Genomic DNA, 13,891 nt, shown 5'->3' with positions numbered 1-13,891 from the left:
GCAGCATGGACATTTCGCGCTATCCGCATCTGTTGTCGCCGCAGGACCTGGGTTTCGTCACCCTTCCCAACCGTACCTTGATGGGCTCGATGCATACCGGGCTCGAAGAGGCGTCGGATGGATACGACCGCCAGGCTCGGTTCTTTGCGCGGAGGGCTGAAGGCGGCGCGGGGTTGATCGTGACAGGCGGCGTATCGCCCAATGCGGCAGGCCGCCTCGGCAGGAACGGCGCCGTGATGAGCGAAGCCGTCGTGGCAGACCACGGCCGGATTGCGTCGGCGGTCCATCTCGCCGGCGGACTGGTTGTGCTGCAGCTCCTGCACGCTGGCCGCTACGCGCGCCATGAGGGTCTGGTCGCCCCCTCGGGGATCGCCTCGAGGATCAACCCGTTGGCGCCACGCGAGATGAGCGAGGATGAGATTTTCGAGACGATCGAGGATTTTGCGAGCGCCGCGATGCTCGCCAAGGAGGCTGGCTACGACGGGGTCGAAATCATGGGGTCTGAAGGCTACCTTCTCAACCAGTTCCTGGCGCCGCGCACCAATCAGCGCACCGACAACTGGGGTGGCTCGGCGTCCAATCGCCAGCGGCTGCCTGCCGAGATCGTCCGGGCGGTTCGCGCCCGCTGCGGCGAGCGGTTCATTCTCGTCTACCGACAGTCGCTGCTCGACCTTGTGGAGGGTGGCAGCACCTTCGACGAGGTGGTCAATCAAGCCAAGGCTGTCGCGGCTGCCGGCGCGAACCTGGTCAACACCGGGGTCGGCTGGCACGAGGCGCGGATCCCTACCATCGCCCACATGGTGCCCCGCGGGGCCTTTGCCTGGGCGGTGGCGCAGCTCAGGTCGCACCTCAACGTTCCGGTCATCGCATCGAACCGGATAAACACGCCGGAACTCGCCGACCGTCTTATCGCAGACGGCAAGGCCGACATGGTTTCGATGGCGCGGCCCTTTCTGTCCGATCCCGACTTCGTCGCCAAGGCCCGGGCCGGGCGACGCGCCGCGATCAATGTATGCATCGGCTGCAATCAGGCCTGTCTGGACAACGCCTTCACCGGCAAGCTCACGACCTGCATGGTCAATCCCGCCGCCTGCCGGGAGGCCGAATTCGGCGATGTCGCAGCGCCGATCGAACCCAAGCGTATCGCGGTTGTTGGCGCGGGACCCGCAGGCCTGGCTGCGGCGGTGACAGGTGCGGAGCGGGGCCACAAGGTCACTCTGTTCGAGAGGTCAGACCAGATCGGCGGCCAATTCAACCTCGCGAGCCGCATCCCGGGGAAGGAGGATTACGCCGAAACTATCGGATATTACGGCGCGCGGCTGTCAGAGCTCGGGGTCGACGTGCGGTTGGGAGTACTTGTGGATCCGCAGGAACTGATCGCCGCCGCATATGATCATGTCATCCTGGCCACCGGCGTTGAACCGCGAACGCTGGACTCGGTCGGTGTGGATGACCCTCGTGTTCTCACCTACGCACAGGCGATTGAAACGCCGGAACTGGCGGGCGACACCGTGGCGATTTTGGGCGCAGGTGGCATCGGCTTCGATGTGGCCCAGCTCCTGGCGCACCCGACCGGAACAGGCGATCCCGCCGCTCCGGACATCGAGGGCTTCTCCCAGGAATGGGGGATCGACACCGCCTTCACCGAGCGCGGCGCCCTGCGACCCCCTCCCAAGACCTGGCCCTCGCCCCGACAGATCACACTCTTCCAGCGCAAACCGGGGTCGGCGTTCGGCGCGGGCCTGAGCAAGACGCGGGGCTGGGCCAACATCCAGGAGGTCGTGCGGCGGGGCGTGGCCATGACCGGAGAGGTCGACTATGGCCATCTCAGCCCGGAGGGCCTCCATGTCACGGTGGGCGGCGTCCCAAGGTTGATCGTGGCCGACACCTTCGTGTTATGCATCGGCCAGGAGCCACAGGCGGGAATCGTCCCGGCGCTTGCGGCGAAGCAGATGCCGTATTCCCTGGTTGGGGGCGCTCGCGACGCAGCCGGGCTGGATGCGGTGCGGGCCATTGAGGAAGGAACCCGGGCGGCGCTCGCGATCTGAGCGGGCGCCCAGGATCTGAAAGCATGCCGAAGCCCGATCCGTCCATCGTCAAATCCGCGGCCCGGACGCTGGAGATCTTCGAATATTTCGACGAAGTGCGCCGGCCCGCGCATATCCAAGACGTGGCCGTGGCGCTAGGCTATCCCCATTCCAGCACCGGCGCGCTACTCCGCAGCCTCGCCGACCTCGGCTATCTGGAATTTTCCGCCGAAGACAAGACCTTCTTCCCTTCCATCCGGGTGTCACTGCTTGGGCACTGGGTCGGGGACGAGATCCTTCCGCTGCGGCGCATCCAGCAACAGATGCGCGAGATCGCGGAGCAAACCCAGATGACCGTGGTGCTGGGCGCGGCGAGCGGCGGCTATTGCCAGTATGTGCGCGTGATCGAGGGCACGACGCCGATCCGGTACCACGTCAAGGCCGGGACGCGGCGCTGCCTTGCCCGTTCGACTCTCGGGAGCGCGCTGCTGGCGATGGAGACCCCGGATCGCCGGGCGCAGTTGATCGCCGAGGCGCTCGCGGTCTGGGACGGCGACGAGGTCGCGCCGCGCCCGCAGGATGTCGCCGCGGAGGTGGCCCAGGTCGCCGCGCGCGGACACGCGTTCAACTCCGGACTGGTGAATCCTCAGGCGGCGATGCTGGCCATTCCGCTCGCGATCGGTCCCCCAGCGCGGCCCCTGGCGCTGGGCCTGGCCGCCCCGAAGGACCTCTTCCGGGGGCGGCGCCCCGAACTGCTCCGGATCATGCGCGGCGCCCTGGGCCACCTTGGCGAGCCGGCCCGTAGCTTGATTGAGAAGACCGCTTGACCGACGCCGGGCGGTGTCAGGCGGGCCGGGGGTTCTGGATCAGGACAGTGCCTTGCGCCGAACAGCAGAGCCGACCCTCATTCTCCATCTCGATCCGGACGACCGCGGTCTGCTTGGTCATCGAGATGATCTCCGCGTGCGCCGTGACCGTCCCGCGACTGACCGGGGCCAGAAGATTGATCTTGAATTCCGTGGTGGCCGCCCATTGGCCCTTCTCCATGTGTGGATAGCAGACGCATCCCAACACATGGTCGCAGGCCGCCGACAGGACGCCCCCGTGCATGTTGCCGAAGCCGGTGAGCAGCTTGGGGTCAACGGCCATCTCCGCAGTCAATCGGCCCGGCTCCATGCCCGTGATCTTCAGGCCGAGGAACTCCGGCAGACCGGTCATCCGATTGCTCGAGGCCATGAAGCCCTCGACCATCTCGGCGTGGAATTCAGGCATTCTGCGCGGGACCATCGATGTTCCTTTCAGCTTCAGCGGAAACGGTCGGCTCGGGACAGAGCCTGCTCCGCCCCGCTGACGAGATCCTCCAGGACCTCTCGCGCCGGGCGGATCGCCTTGATCAAACCGATGCCCTGGCCGGCGAATCCCGGGGCGATGTCCTTGCGCTGGTCGCGGGTCGCGGCGGCCAGCACGGGTCCTGCGATCATCGACTGGAATGGCATCGGCAGGGGTTGCTTGTCGGCATCGACCCAAGCCTGCGCCCATTTGTTGCGGATGATCCGCGCCGGCTTGCCGGTGACCGACTTCGACACCACCGTGTCTCCGTCGCCGTACTCCACCAGGACTTCCTTCTGGAACTGCTGGATCCCGGCCTCTTCGGTGGCCAGGAACGCGGTGCCGACCCAGGCGCCCTCGGCGCCCAGCATCATGGCGGCGGCCACGCCACGGCCATCGGTGATCCCGCCGGCCCCGAGCACCGGCATCCGGCCGGCCATGGCGTCGACGACCTGGGGGATCAGCGCCATGGTTCCGATTGGCGAATTGTGCCCGCCTCCGTCATGGCCCTGGGCGACGACGACATCGATGCCGGAGGCAGCGACCTGCAGCGCGTGTTTTACTGAGCCGATCACCGCCATCACCTTGGTGCCGTTGGCCTTCAGCCGATCCATCCAGGGGCCGGGATTTCCCAACCCGGCCGCATAGACCGGGACCTTCTCCTCGACCACCACCTCCATCTGCGCCTCGAAGAACTCCTTCGAGAAAAACGCTGGGCCGCCGTGCGCCTCGCCGTTCGCGGGTTCGCGCGCGCGCGCCACCTGCTCAAGGCCTTCCGCGCGCATGAAATCCGCCGCGAAGGCCCGGTAGTCGCCGATCAGCTCCATCGAGGACGGCTTGGCGCGGTCGCCGGAGACCGCCGCCGCATCTGCGACGTCGCGGCGCACCGAGGCCGGCAGCAAGGTGTCGACGCCGAAGGGCTTATCGGTGAGGGATCTCACCTCGCGGATCCAGGCGCGCAGCTCCTCCGGCGCGCAAGCCGCGGCCCCGAGGACGCCCAGGCCCCCGGCGTTCGAGACGGCCGCCGCCAGACGGGGCACGCTGGCGCCGCCCATGCCGGCCAGGACGATCGGATACTTGATGCCGAAGACTTCGCAGATGCGGCTGTGCAACGCCATGTTTTGGGGGTCCTTTTGCGAACGGGCGATGGCCGGGGTGGAGGATCAACGGCCGTTGAAGACAGGTCTACGCTTCTGCATGAAGGCGAGCGGACCCTCCCGCGCATCCTCGGTGCGAAAGACTGGCGCCGCCATTTCGGACTCGATCTGCATGGCGTCGGCTTCTGGGCGCCCCAGACAGGCTCGGGCGGACCGGCGGATCGCCTGCACAGCGATCGGGCCGTTCGCCGCGATGCGCTCGGCCAGTTCGAGCGCGGCGGGCAGGACTTCGCCCTGCGGCACAACCCGGTTAAGGAAGCCCCACTCAAGCGCCTCCGCGGCGGTGATCAGGTCGCCGGTCAGCAACAACTCCATGGCGCGCGCATATGGAACCTGGCGTGGTAACCGCACGGTCGAGCCGCCCCCGGGAAAAATGGCCCATTTGACCTCCTGCACGCCGAGTTTGGCCGTGTCGGACGCGACACGAAGGTCCGTGCCTTGGGCGAGTTCCATGCCGCCCGCGATCGCATGGCCGTTGATCGCCGCGATCACCGGCTTGACCACATCGAAGGTCCGCAGAAGCCCTGTGCCGAGCATGTCCCGGTCCGCCAGGACACGTCGGTCCCACTCGTCTTCGGGCGGGCGAGCGCGGCTCATCAGGGGGATGAACCTTCCCAGGTCGGCCCCTGAACAGAACGCCCTGTCGCCGGCGCCGGTCACGACGGCGACGCGGATCTCCTGGTCGTCTCGCACCCGGGTCCAGGCCTCGGCCAGGCGAACGAGCATCTCGGGTGAGATGGCGTTGAGCGCCTCGGGGCGATTGAGCGTGACGATCGCCACGTGTCTGCGCCGCTCGAAATTGACGACCTCGCCCATGCATGCTCCGACACATATGTGTTTTCTGATGGCACGTTCATGCTACGCTAGCTAGCTGCAGGACGCAAAGCGGGATATGGCGCTCTTGTTGGCTAGGGGCTGCTCGCGCACCTTGTCGACCCGCGAAGCTGTCGGGGCATGCGCAAACGTGAGAACCACCTATGAATGAACCGAGCCCAGCTGTCTTCAGAAGCAGCGACGGTCTGGACCTCGCCGCAGACCGGTATGGTCAGCCGAGGCGCGGCTCCGTCCTCATGGCGCACGGCGGCGGCCAGACTCGGCATGCCTGGGCGAAGACCGCGGCGGCGCTTGCGGATCGGGGCTGGGAAGTGGTCACCCTCGACCTCCGCGGCCATGGCGACAGCGGCTGGTCACCGACGGGCGACTATGGGATTGAGCGGTTCGCGGGAGATCTCGCGGAGGTCGCGCGCGCGATGGGTGGCCGTCCGGCGCTGATCGGCGCGTCGCTCGGCGGGCTCGCTGGACTGTACGCGGAGGCCGAGATCGCGCCCGGCGGCTTCAGCTCGATCACCCTGGTCGACATCGTTCCGAGCATGGACCCGAACGGGGCCGCCAAGGTCATGGAGTTCATGAGCGCCCATGTCGCCCAAGGATTTGGCAGCCTCGAAGAGGCCGCTGAGGTCATTGCGGCCTATCTGCCTCACCGTCCGCGGCCAGCGGATCTCTCTGGACTGGCCAAGAACCTGCGGCAGGGGGACGACGGTCGGCTCCGCTGGCATTGGGACCCCGGCTTTGTCTCCGGCGTCCATCGCGGCCGATCCTTGCGGGATGCCGACGCGTTCCAAGCCCGATTGCCCGCGTTGACGCTTCCGGTGCATCTCATCCGGGGCCGGCTGAGCGAACTGGTTTCTCGGGAAGCGGCGGAGACCTTCGTCGCGCAGCTTCCCAACGCAAGGTTCACCGATGTCGCGGGCGCGTCGCACATGGTGGCGGGCGATCGCAACGACGCCTTTCTCACCGCTGCGGTCGGATTTCTTGAGGAGCTGGACCGGCAGACGCAAGTCAACGACGGCTGAGGCGTTGCCGAGCATCTTCGCCCAGACGCCTCTCCGTCCGAGGTTCAGAACCGATCGTTACGAGGTGCTCGACGACCTGCGGACACATTGCCCCGGGGTCGCGAAGGGGCGGCGCGCGCTTTCATCCTGACCCGCAACTCTGATGTTCGCGCGACGGTCTCCGACCTGGCAGCGCCCGTCCGGACGCCGCCGACCCCACGCCGATGTCGCCGCAAGCCTCTTGCCCGGCCTTAGGGTCAACTCACTATTGCGGCCTTGAGCTTTCTGGACGCGACGAAAGGCAGCCAGCTCGCCAAGAGACCCACGCCCGGCACGGTGACGAGAGCCCAGCGCACACCCTCTGCGGGACCCAAGCCCACGGGTCGGGGAAAGGTGCGGCATTGTTGTTCGAAACTGATCATGCTCCGACTCGAACAGAATCCGCATCATAATGTAACATACAATTATGACTTGGTTGGAGTTGCTGGTTGCCTACCCTTCTTAATATCGACACTCCCTGCAGCACTGGGCCGCGTACAAGATTATCACTCTTCGGAAAAAGCCATGCGGAAGGGGGGCACGCGTGGCGGTGGAAGCAAAAAGCATATTGAGCATCACCACGGGCTTCCTGCTGGATCAGGTTCAGACCGGTCGTCAGCCGATGGACCTGACCGACGCCTTGATCGTGACCACCGTCACCCAGGCGAACGTCGAGGCGCTGATGCGAAACTCCGCTTTGCAGGCCGCCTATGCGACCTACCGTGCCGTGCCGCCAGATGAGCTCCGCCGGCCAATCCGCATCAACGCGCTTGCGCAGTCTCTCAGGCTCCCGTTCGAGACGGTGCGCCGGCGGGTGAATCGACTGGCGCTGCTTGGCGTGTGCCGCAATTCTCCGGACGGTCTCGTGGTGCCCGCACGACGCCTCGCGCTGCCGGGACATCGCGAGACGCTGGAGGCGGCGTATCGAAAGCTCTCGGAGCTTCATACGATCCTCGCAGAGTGGGGCGTCCTGCCTGAATTGACGGCGCCCCCGCTGGCTGAGCCCCTCCCGTTGCGCGCCGCCGCCCGCCTCTCGTCCGAATACCTCCTGCGCATCGTGGCGCTGGCGACTGAGGCGGTCGGAGACGCGGTGGACGCGGCGATCTGGCTTGAGGTTTTTCGGTCGAACACAGAGCACGATCACCGCGCGGCATGCTCCGGTGCAGAGGCCGATCGGAAACCCGTGACTGCGGCCTTGGTAGCCCGGCGGCTGGGAATTTCCGCAGAGACGGTGCGGCGCCGCCTCCACGGCCTTATTGCGAGAGGCTCCTGTGCCTGGGCCTGCGGCGGGGCCGTTGTTCCGGACGCGGCGCTTGAGAGACCCGCTGTCGTCCACCTGGCTGACCGAAACCTGGATAATCTCAAGCGCCTGTATACTCGGCTCGCAGCGCTCACCGTCCCGGTCGCTTGCGCCGATGTATCGCCCCTTGGCAGAGCAACACCGCCGATACGCGGGACGCTCTGAGGGCGGGGCTACAATTCCGGGGCGCCGCGCAACTCGCGGAACATGAACAGATTCCCGCAGCGAGTTCGGCGCATCTGGTTCACCCGTCTCGCGGCGGCGAAGGCTGAAGAACCGAGGTGACATTGACGTGCCGCCGTCCTGATTCCCCGGTTTGAGCGAGAGTCCGTCACCTTTGCGCGGATGGCCGTGAAGAGGAGCAAGTTCAACGAGGCGCAGATCATGTTTGCGTCCTGGCAGCATAGGGCGGGCCTCGCCTGGGCCCCGTCCGGTGGGCTGAATTGTGGGTATGAGGCTCGTCTCGCGACGAACGCCAGGCGTCGGCGCCTGATTGCGGTCGCAGGGGCAACTGCGGCCAAAGGGTCAGCGGGGGCGTCGGGTCCAGGCATGATCCTTCACCGCAGCGCGGCGTCGGAACCGGGGAGCCGCGGGCCGCTTCAGATGCCGGCTGGCGGACGCCTCACCCGACGGGTGTCACCGGCCGGGCTGAGCTGGGGCCGTCTCTCCGCGGCAATTTGGCCGTCACCCCGGGAATGTCCGTGGTTGGCCGGCCGAACTTGCCCTTGAGGCTGTCGACACCCTCCTGCGGTTTGGCGAGCGACACCATGTCCTGGCGGGATTGCCGCACATCGGCGGTGATGATGCCGAGCGTCTTGTCGCGCTTCGCTACGAGGCCCGGCTCCCCCTCGCCGTCGCGGTTGAAGGACCAGGCCAGCATCGGCGTTCCCATCGGGACCTTCTCGCCCTTGGCGGCGGCCCAAGTGTGCCAAGTCTTATCGTAGCTGTTCATCTTGCCCTTCATCAGCTCCTTCTCCGCCACGCCGGGAAGACCGGGCGCGACGAGCTGGCCGCTGAGGATCTCGCCGTTGTGGGGGTGCCAGTACTGCCGCTCGCCAGTCGGCAGGGTCTCGAAGACTTCTCGGAAATGATGTACTCGACGCCGGTCATGTTGGCGGCCGAGGTGTTGCCGTCGAACAGGACGCACTGGGCGAAGTCCTCGTTCACCTGCTTGCAGAAGTGATGCGCCTCCATCTGGTGCGCCGGTTCCTGCTTCATCGGGTGGAAGCTGTCCCGCGCCGTCATGCGCAACATCCGCCAGAACCTGTTCTTCGCCTTCGTCTCCAACGCCGCCGGCGTGCCCGTGGCCGCGGGCGTGCTCTATCCGATGTTCGGGTGGCTGCTCTCGCCCGCCATCGCGGCGGCGGCCATGGCGCTCTCCAGCGTCAGCGTGGTCAGCAACGCCCTTGCGCCTGAAGGGCGTGAAACTCTAGCGGGGTTCGGCCGGGGCGGCCTCTGGCTGCGGATGCATGTCCGGTTCGTCCGGCGACATGAGATGGGTCTCCGTCGGGTCCTTCGCGAAGGCGGACTGGTCGTGGGGTTCGCCCATCTCGTCGGAGGCGCCGGCGGCGGCGGCCGTGTCGGACGGCGCGCGCGCCGGCGCCCGCGAGCAACCGGCCAGTCCCAGCCAGAGCGCCGCGCAGAGCACCGTCCTTCGCCGCAAAGGCCGCCGTGTCGCTGGCCGTCCCATCCCCGGCGTCCCTCCGTTCATGCCGCCCGCGCGCCCGCAGACCTGAAGTGCCGGACGGCGTCGGACACCATCCTGTTCACGCACCAGCGCGCGTAGAGGCCGGCGAGCGCGGGCGCGCGCCGGGCCCACCCGCGGTCCGGGAGGGCGTAGTCGATCCAGACGCGCAGGCGCGAGCCCGCGCCCTCCTCGGCGATCTCGAACCCCATCTCGTAGGCGCCGATGATGATGAGCCTGGGCTCCCCGGTCGTACGCCAGACCTTGCGGCGCGGCGGATCGCGGACGGTGACGACTTCATCCACGAAGAGACGGAGGCCGAACGCCTCCCCGCCCATCCGGATATGGGATCCCACCGCCTGGCCGCGCTGGGCGTCGAAGGCATAGGTCATCCGACCGCCGCCCATCATCGCCGAGGGACCCCCCATGTGCTCGGCCAAGCGGTGCTGATCACCCGCGCGTCCTCGCTATGAAGGCGCATGGCGACGACCCCGGCCATGGCGCCGACGGTGGCGATCAGGGCGAAGGTGCGGGCCCCGACGAACCGGATCCGCCGCGACCGCTCGAGCCCGATCAGGAACCCGACCGCAGCGGCGGCCAGAATGCGGAACACCACCTCCAAGTCAGACATCGCCGGCCTCCGCCTTCAGGGCGGCCGCGACGAGGGGGGCCAGGAAGATCAGGTTCGTCTCGTGCGGCACGGCGTCCGTCGAGACGACGCGCGCCGTCACGTGGGCGACCTCCGCGAAGGCGTCGCCGCCGAACACCGGGTGGACCACGACGCAGAGGGGGGCCGCAAAGCCGCGCGCCAGGAGTTCCCGGGCCGCCGCCGCGAGGGTTCGCCCCGAAGAGGCGATGTCGTCGATCAGCACCGGCTGGCGCCCGGCGAACGCCGACAGGTCCGGGAAGGTGATCCGCACCTTCCGGTCGCCCAGGCGCTGCTTCTGCAGGACCACCACGGGCGCGTCCGCGACCGTGGCAACCTCCGCGGCCCATTGCGCACTCTCGCTATCCGGCCCGATCACCAGGGCGTTGGGCGCCTCGGCGCGGATCCACGCGCCCAGCAGTCCGGCCGCATGGAGCGTCACGCAGGGGATGTCGTAGATCTCGTCCAGCGCCTTGTGCCGGTGGAGGTGGGGATCCACCGTGACCAGCCGGTCGAACGCGCCGGAGACCAGACGCGCGAAGGTGGCCGAGGTCACCGCCTCGCCCGCCTTGAACTGTGTGTCCTGGCGCATGTAGCCGAGGTAGGGCGCGACGAGCGTCACCTTCGCCGCCCCCTGCGCCCGCGCCGCCGCGGCGGCGAACAGCAGCGTCAGGATCACGCTGTCGGCGCGCACAAGGCTGCACACCATGTCGACCTGGCGACCGGCCGGATCGGTGCGCAGGCGGACATAGTGCTCCCCGTCGGGGAACTGGCGGGTCTCAAGCTCGCCCAGCTCCGCGCCAGCCTCCTGGGCGAGCCTGGCGGCGAAGGCCTCGTTGCCGGGCAGGGCGAAGACCAGGCGCATGGTTCAGGCCTCCAGAAGGACGATGTCGGGATTGGCCCCGGCGAACTCGAGGGCGTAGGCGAGCTCCCCCGGCGCCTCCGCATGCACCGTCATGAGCGGTTGCCCCTGCCCCACCTCGTCTCCCAGGCGCACGTGCAGGGTGAGGCCCGCCGCCTTGGCGTCCGGCGCCCCCGCCAGCTTCGCCAGTCGCGCCAGCGTCCGGTTGTTGATGCCGACGACCCGGCCCGCGCGAGGGGCCAGGATCGGTCGCGTCAGGGGGGCGACGGGCGGTTTCCGCAGGCCCCCCTGGGCCTCGCAGATCCGCTGGAACTTCGTCCAGGCCCGGCCGTCGGCCAGCGTGGCCTCGGCGAGCGCGAGGCCTTCGCCGGGCGCGGCCCGGCCCGCGAGCTCGAGCGCGGCGCCCGCAAGCCCGCAGGCGCGCCGCCGCAGGTCCTCCGGGGCGGCGGGATCGTTCCTCAGCACCGCCAGCACATCGTGGGCCTCCAGGGCCGGGCCGATGCCCCGTCCGACCGGCTGATCGCCGTCGGTCATGACGCAGCGCACGGTGACTCCGAGGGCGCGCGCCACATGGGCCAGGCGCTCGGCCAGGTCGGCGGCCGCGTCGTCGGAGCGCACCTTGGCCGTGGCGCCCACCGGTATGTCGATCACGATGTGGGTCGATCCCGCCGCGATCTTCTTGGACAGGACGGAGGCGATGAGCTGGCCCTCCGTGTCGATGTCCAGGACCCGCTCCACCCGGATCAGGATGTCGTCGGCGGGACTGAGGCGGACCGACCCGCCCCAGACCACGCAGGCGCCTTCGCGCTCGACCACGCGGCGCATGGCGGGCACGTCCAGATCGACCGGCGCCAGGGTCTCCATGGTGTCCGCGGTGCCGGCCGGGCTGGTGATCGCCCGGGACGAGGTCTTCGGCATGACCAGGCCGTGCGAGGCCACGATCGCCACCACGATTGGCGTGGTGCGATTGCCCGGCAGCCCGCCCACCGAGTGTTTGTCGACGACGATCGGGGCGTCCCAGGCCAGCCGCTCGCCGGCCTCGATCATCGCCTGGGTCAGGCTGACCGTCTCGCCCAGGTCGAGCGGGAGGGCCGAGCAAGCGGTCAGGAAGGCGGAGAGATGGACGTCGGTGTAGCGGGCCAGCGCGATGTCCTGGACGATGGACCGCAGGTCGGCCGGGTCCAGCCGCTGTCCGTGGATGCGGCGGCGGATCGCCGACAGGGAGCCCAGCGGGGGCGGATGGCGCACCGTCAGCGCCGCTCCGTCGGCGACGCCCAGCCGCTCCCACGCCGCTTCGGAGAGGCCCGCCTCGCCCGGCTTGAGCAGCCCGTCCGCCACTTGATAGAGGGTCGCAAGCACCTCGCGGCCCTGCGCGGCCAACAGCACCTGGGAGCGGGGCCCGAGGCCTTCTGAGCGGCAGACGTGGCAGTCCGCGCGCATCAGGACGATGGCGTCATGCTGGGTGAAGAACCCCAGCCGCCGCGCCTTCAGCGTGGGCGCCGAGACCGTCTGGGCGTCGGCGATCACGACAGCACGTACGCTTCGCCCTGGGCCGAGATCGTGCAGGGCCACCCGAGGTCCTCCTCGATCCGCGCCTTCAGGCCGATCGGTCCGCCACCTTCCCCATGGACGATGAAGGTGCGGCGCGGCGGGCGTTGGAACCCGGACAGCCAGCGCATGATCTCGTCAACGTCGGCGTGGGCGGACAGCATCGGCAGGTTCGCCACCTCGGCCCGGATGGGAATCCACTGGCCGTGGATCTTGACCTCCCGGGCCCCGCCAAGCAGCGCCTGACCACGGGTGCCGGCGGCCTGGTAGCCGGAGAACAGGACGGTGTTCCGGGGATCCGGCCCATAGGCCTTCAGATGGTGCAGGACGCGCCCGCCCGTCGCCATGCCGCTGGCCGAGATGATCACCTTGGGCATGCTGTTGTGGCTGAGGGCCTTGGACTCCTCGACGTCGCGCGTGTAGGTCGCGACGGCGCACGCGGCGCGGCAAACCTCCTCCGGCAGCTTGTGGTCGGCGCCGTGGCGACAGAGCAGCTCCGAGGCGTCGGTGGCCATGGGGCTGTCGAGGTAGACCAGCGTCAACGGCAGTGCGCCGTCCCCTTTGAGCTTCGACAGCAGGTAGAGCAGTTCCTGGGCGCGGCCGACCGCGAAGGCCGGGATGATCACGGTCCCGCCGCGCGCCGTCGTGCGCTCGATCACGCTCCGCAGGGCTTCGGCGGGCGCGACGGGGTCGTGGTGACGGTCGCCGTAGGTCGACTCCAGGAGCAGGTAGTCGGCGTTCGCGATGGGCTCCGGATCCGGCGTGATGGGATCGTCATAGCGTCCCAGATCGCCGGAGAAGACGACGGTCTTGCCGCCCCAGCGCACTTCCACGGTGGCCGCGCCCAGGATGTGGCCGGCATAGCGGAACGTGGCGGCCGCGCCGTGCCCGAGATCCACCGGCTTGCCGAACCCGACGGGCCGCAGCTGTCCGATGGCGCGCTCGGCGTCATGCCTGCCGTAGAGCGGGAGCGCGGGCGTGTGTTTCGAGAACCCGTGCCGGTTCGCGAACTCCGCGTCGTTCTCCTGGATCTTCGCGCTGTCCATCATGATGATCTCGGCGAGGTCCGCCGTGGCCGCCGAGCAGAAGATGTCACCGCGGAAACCCTCGCGCACCAGCTTGGGCAGGTACCCGCAGTGGTCAAGATGGGCGTGGGTGAGGATCACGGCGTCAATGGACGCCGGATCCACCGGAAGCGGGCCCCAGTTCTGCTCGCGAAGCGCCTTGGCCCCTGGAAGAGGCCGCAGTCCACCAGGATACGCCGTCCCCCGAGCTCCAGCAGATGCTTCGAGCCGGTCACCGTCCCCGCGCCGCCCAGTGATCTCAACGTCAGCTTCGTCATCTTCGCTCCACCAGTCGGCCCAGCCTAGCTGGGTCCGGGTCAAAGGAATTTGTGCCAGATCAATAGTTTGCTCGCCGCGCCGCCACCCGCAGGCGGCCAGGTGGCCGTCCTTCGCGTGATGCGAC

The 13,891-nt window shown here is 68.4% G+C and carries 13 protein-coding genes and 2 pseudogenes; 5 read left to right on the top strand and 10 right to left on the bottom strand.

Features of this window, described 5'->3' with window-relative positions; translation table 11 throughout:
- The first annotated feature begins 5 nt into the window (after positions 1 to 5).
- Together EPO51_RS04590 and EPO51_RS04585 are read left to right on the top strand one after the other, a co-directional pair.
- On the top strand, positions 6 to 2,048 hold the full coding sequence (locus tag EPO51_RS04590) for an NADPH-dependent 2,4-dienoyl-CoA reductase (RefSeq protein WP_293346473.1): 2,043 nt from the start codon (positions 6 to 8) through the stop codon (positions 2,046 to 2,048).
- 23 nt (positions 2,049 to 2,071) lie between these two features.
- Positions 2,072 to 2,854: an IclR family transcriptional regulator gene (locus EPO51_RS04585; protein ID WP_293346470.1), complete on the top strand. Its 783-nt coding sequence runs from the start codon at positions 2,072 to 2,074 to the stop codon at positions 2,852 to 2,854.
- Between the two features lie 16 nt (positions 2,855 to 2,870).
- On the opposite strand, the gene EPO51_RS04580 is transcribed toward EPO51_RS04585, so the two are convergent.
- Genes EPO51_RS04580 through EPO51_RS04570 form a run of 3 tightly spaced genes read right to left on the bottom strand, consistent with a single transcriptional unit; the run spans position 2,871 to position 5,329 of the window.
- Positions 2,871 to 3,314 carry a PaaI family thioesterase gene (locus tag EPO51_RS04580; protein ID WP_257836385.1) on the bottom strand — a complete coding sequence of 148 codons (444 nt, stop codon included), beginning with the start codon at positions 3,312 to 3,314 and terminating at the stop codon, positions 2,871 to 2,873.
- Between the two features lie 17 nt (positions 3,315 to 3,331).
- Positions 3,332 to 4,474 (bottom strand): NAD(P)H-dependent flavin oxidoreductase, encoded by a 1,143-nt coding sequence (locus EPO51_RS04575; RefSeq protein ID WP_293346460.1) that lies wholly within the window; start codon positions 4,472 to 4,474, stop codon positions 3,332 to 3,334.
- Between the two features lie 45 nt (positions 4,475 to 4,519).
- Positions 4,520 to 5,329 (bottom strand): enoyl-CoA hydratase-related protein, encoded by an 810-nt coding sequence (locus EPO51_RS04570; protein WP_293346457.1) that lies wholly within the window; start codon positions 5,327 to 5,329, stop codon positions 4,520 to 4,522.
- Positions 5,330 to 5,490: 161 nt separating this feature from the next.
- Here EPO51_RS04570 and EPO51_RS04565 point away from each other — a divergent pair, with 161 nt between their 5' ends.
- Together EPO51_RS04565 and EPO51_RS04560 are read left to right on the top strand one after the other, a co-directional pair.
- Positions 5,491 to 6,366: an alpha/beta fold hydrolase gene (locus EPO51_RS04565; RefSeq protein WP_293346454.1), complete on the top strand. Its 876-nt coding sequence runs from the start codon at positions 5,491 to 5,493 to the stop codon at positions 6,364 to 6,366.
- 562 nt (positions 6,367 to 6,928) lie between these two features.
- Positions 6,929 to 7,849 (top strand): hypothetical protein, encoded by a 921-nt coding sequence (locus EPO51_RS04560; protein ID WP_293346451.1) that lies wholly within the window; start codon positions 6,929 to 6,931, stop codon positions 7,847 to 7,849.
- Between the two features lie 457 nt (positions 7,850 to 8,306).
- Here EPO51_RS04560 and EPO51_RS04555 read toward each other — a convergent pair.
- Positions 8,307 to 8,878, bottom strand: a pseudogene (locus tag EPO51_RS04555) (OBAP family protein).
- 31 nt (positions 8,879 to 8,909) lie between these two features.
- Between EPO51_RS04555 and EPO51_RS04550 the strand changes: the two are divergent.
- Positions 8,910 to 9,117 (top strand): annotated as a pseudogene (locus tag EPO51_RS04550) (hypothetical protein); the annotation flags it as partial.
- Here EPO51_RS04550 and EPO51_RS04545 read toward each other — a convergent pair.
- From EPO51_RS04545 to EPO51_RS04520, 6 genes are read right to left on the bottom strand one after another with little or no spacing between them, the layout of a single operon-like run.
- Positions 9,114 to 9,332, bottom strand: a complete 219-nt coding sequence (locus EPO51_RS04545; protein WP_293346448.1) for a hypothetical protein — start codon at positions 9,330 to 9,332, stop codon at positions 9,114 to 9,116. The pseudogene EPO51_RS04550 and the gene EPO51_RS04545 overlap by 4 nt on opposite strands.
- Positions 9,333 to 9,391: 59 nt before the next feature.
- Positions 9,392 to 9,796, bottom strand: coding sequence for an SRPBCC family protein (locus EPO51_RS04540; protein WP_293346445.1), 405 nt, complete (start codon positions 9,794 to 9,796; stop codon positions 9,392 to 9,394).
- Positions 9,775 to 9,999 (bottom strand): MgtC/SapB family protein, encoded by a 225-nt coding sequence (locus EPO51_RS04535; protein ID WP_293346442.1) that lies wholly within the window; start codon positions 9,997 to 9,999, stop codon positions 9,775 to 9,777. Before EPO51_RS04535 ends, EPO51_RS04540 begins: the two co-directional genes overlap by 22 nt.
- Positions 9,992 to 10,879, bottom strand: a complete 888-nt coding sequence (locus EPO51_RS04530) for a ribose-phosphate diphosphokinase (RefSeq protein ID WP_293346439.1) — start codon at positions 10,877 to 10,879, stop codon at positions 9,992 to 9,994. The genes EPO51_RS04535 and EPO51_RS04530 overlap by 8 nt, the downstream gene beginning before the upstream one ends.
- 3 nt (positions 10,880 to 10,882) lie before the next feature.
- The gene (locus EPO51_RS04525) at positions 10,883 to 12,448 is read right to left on the bottom strand and encodes a thymidine phosphorylase family protein (protein WP_363200101.1); all 1,566 of its coding nucleotides are present in this window, start codon (positions 12,446 to 12,448) and stop codon (positions 10,883 to 10,885) included.
- Positions 12,400 to 13,614 carry an MBL fold metallo-hydrolase RNA specificity domain-containing protein gene (locus tag EPO51_RS04520; RefSeq protein WP_293346436.1) on the bottom strand — a complete coding sequence of 405 codons (1,215 nt, stop codon included), beginning with the start codon at positions 13,612 to 13,614 and terminating at the stop codon, positions 12,400 to 12,402. The genes EPO51_RS04525 and EPO51_RS04520 overlap by 49 nt, the downstream gene beginning before the upstream one ends.
- Between the last annotated feature and the right edge of the window lie 277 nt (positions 13,615 to 13,891).

This window comes from Phenylobacterium sp., assembly GCF_004297125.1.
Classification (GTDB): domain Bacteria; phylum Pseudomonadota; class Alphaproteobacteria; order Caulobacterales; family Caulobacteraceae; genus Phenylobacterium.
Note: the sequence above shows the minus strand (reverse complement) of the source record. Positions and strands in the feature narration are given on the sequence as shown.

What these genes read in the sequence shown, in the direction of transcription:
- EPO51_RS04590 (WP_293346473.1), top strand. Translation starts at nt 6, where the DNA reads ATGGACATTTCGCGCTATCCGCATCTGTTGTCGCCGCAGGACCTGGGT.
- EPO51_RS04585 (WP_293346470.1), top strand. Translation starts at nt 2,072, where the DNA reads ATGCCGAAGCCCGATCCGTCCATCGTCAAATCCGCGGCCCGGACGCTG.
- EPO51_RS04580 (WP_257836385.1), bottom strand. Translation starts at nt 3,314, where the DNA reads ATGGTCCCGCGCAGAATGCCTGAATTCCACGCCGAGATGGTCGAGGGC.
- EPO51_RS04575 (WP_293346460.1), bottom strand. Translation starts at nt 4,474, where the DNA reads ATGGCGTTGCACAGCCGCATCTGCGAAGTCTTCGGCATCAAGTATCCG.
- EPO51_RS04570 (WP_293346457.1), bottom strand. Translation starts at nt 5,329, where the DNA reads ATGGGCGAGGTCGTCAATTTCGAGCGGCGCAGACACGTGGCGATCGTC.
- EPO51_RS04565 (WP_293346454.1), top strand. Translation starts at nt 5,491, where the DNA reads ATGAATGAACCGAGCCCAGCTGTCTTCAGAAGCAGCGACGGTCTGGAC.
- EPO51_RS04540 (WP_293346445.1), bottom strand. Translation starts at nt 9,796, where the DNA reads ATGGGGGGTCCCTCGGCGATGATGGGCGGCGGTCGGATGACCTATGCC.
- EPO51_RS04535 (WP_293346442.1), bottom strand. Translation starts at nt 9,999, where the DNA reads ATGTCTGACTTGGAGGTGGTGTTCCGCATTCTGGCCGCCGCTGCGGTC.
- EPO51_RS04530 (WP_293346439.1), bottom strand. Translation starts at nt 10,879, where the DNA reads ATGCGCCTGGTCTTCGCCCTGCCCGGCAACGAGGCCTTCGCCGCCAGG.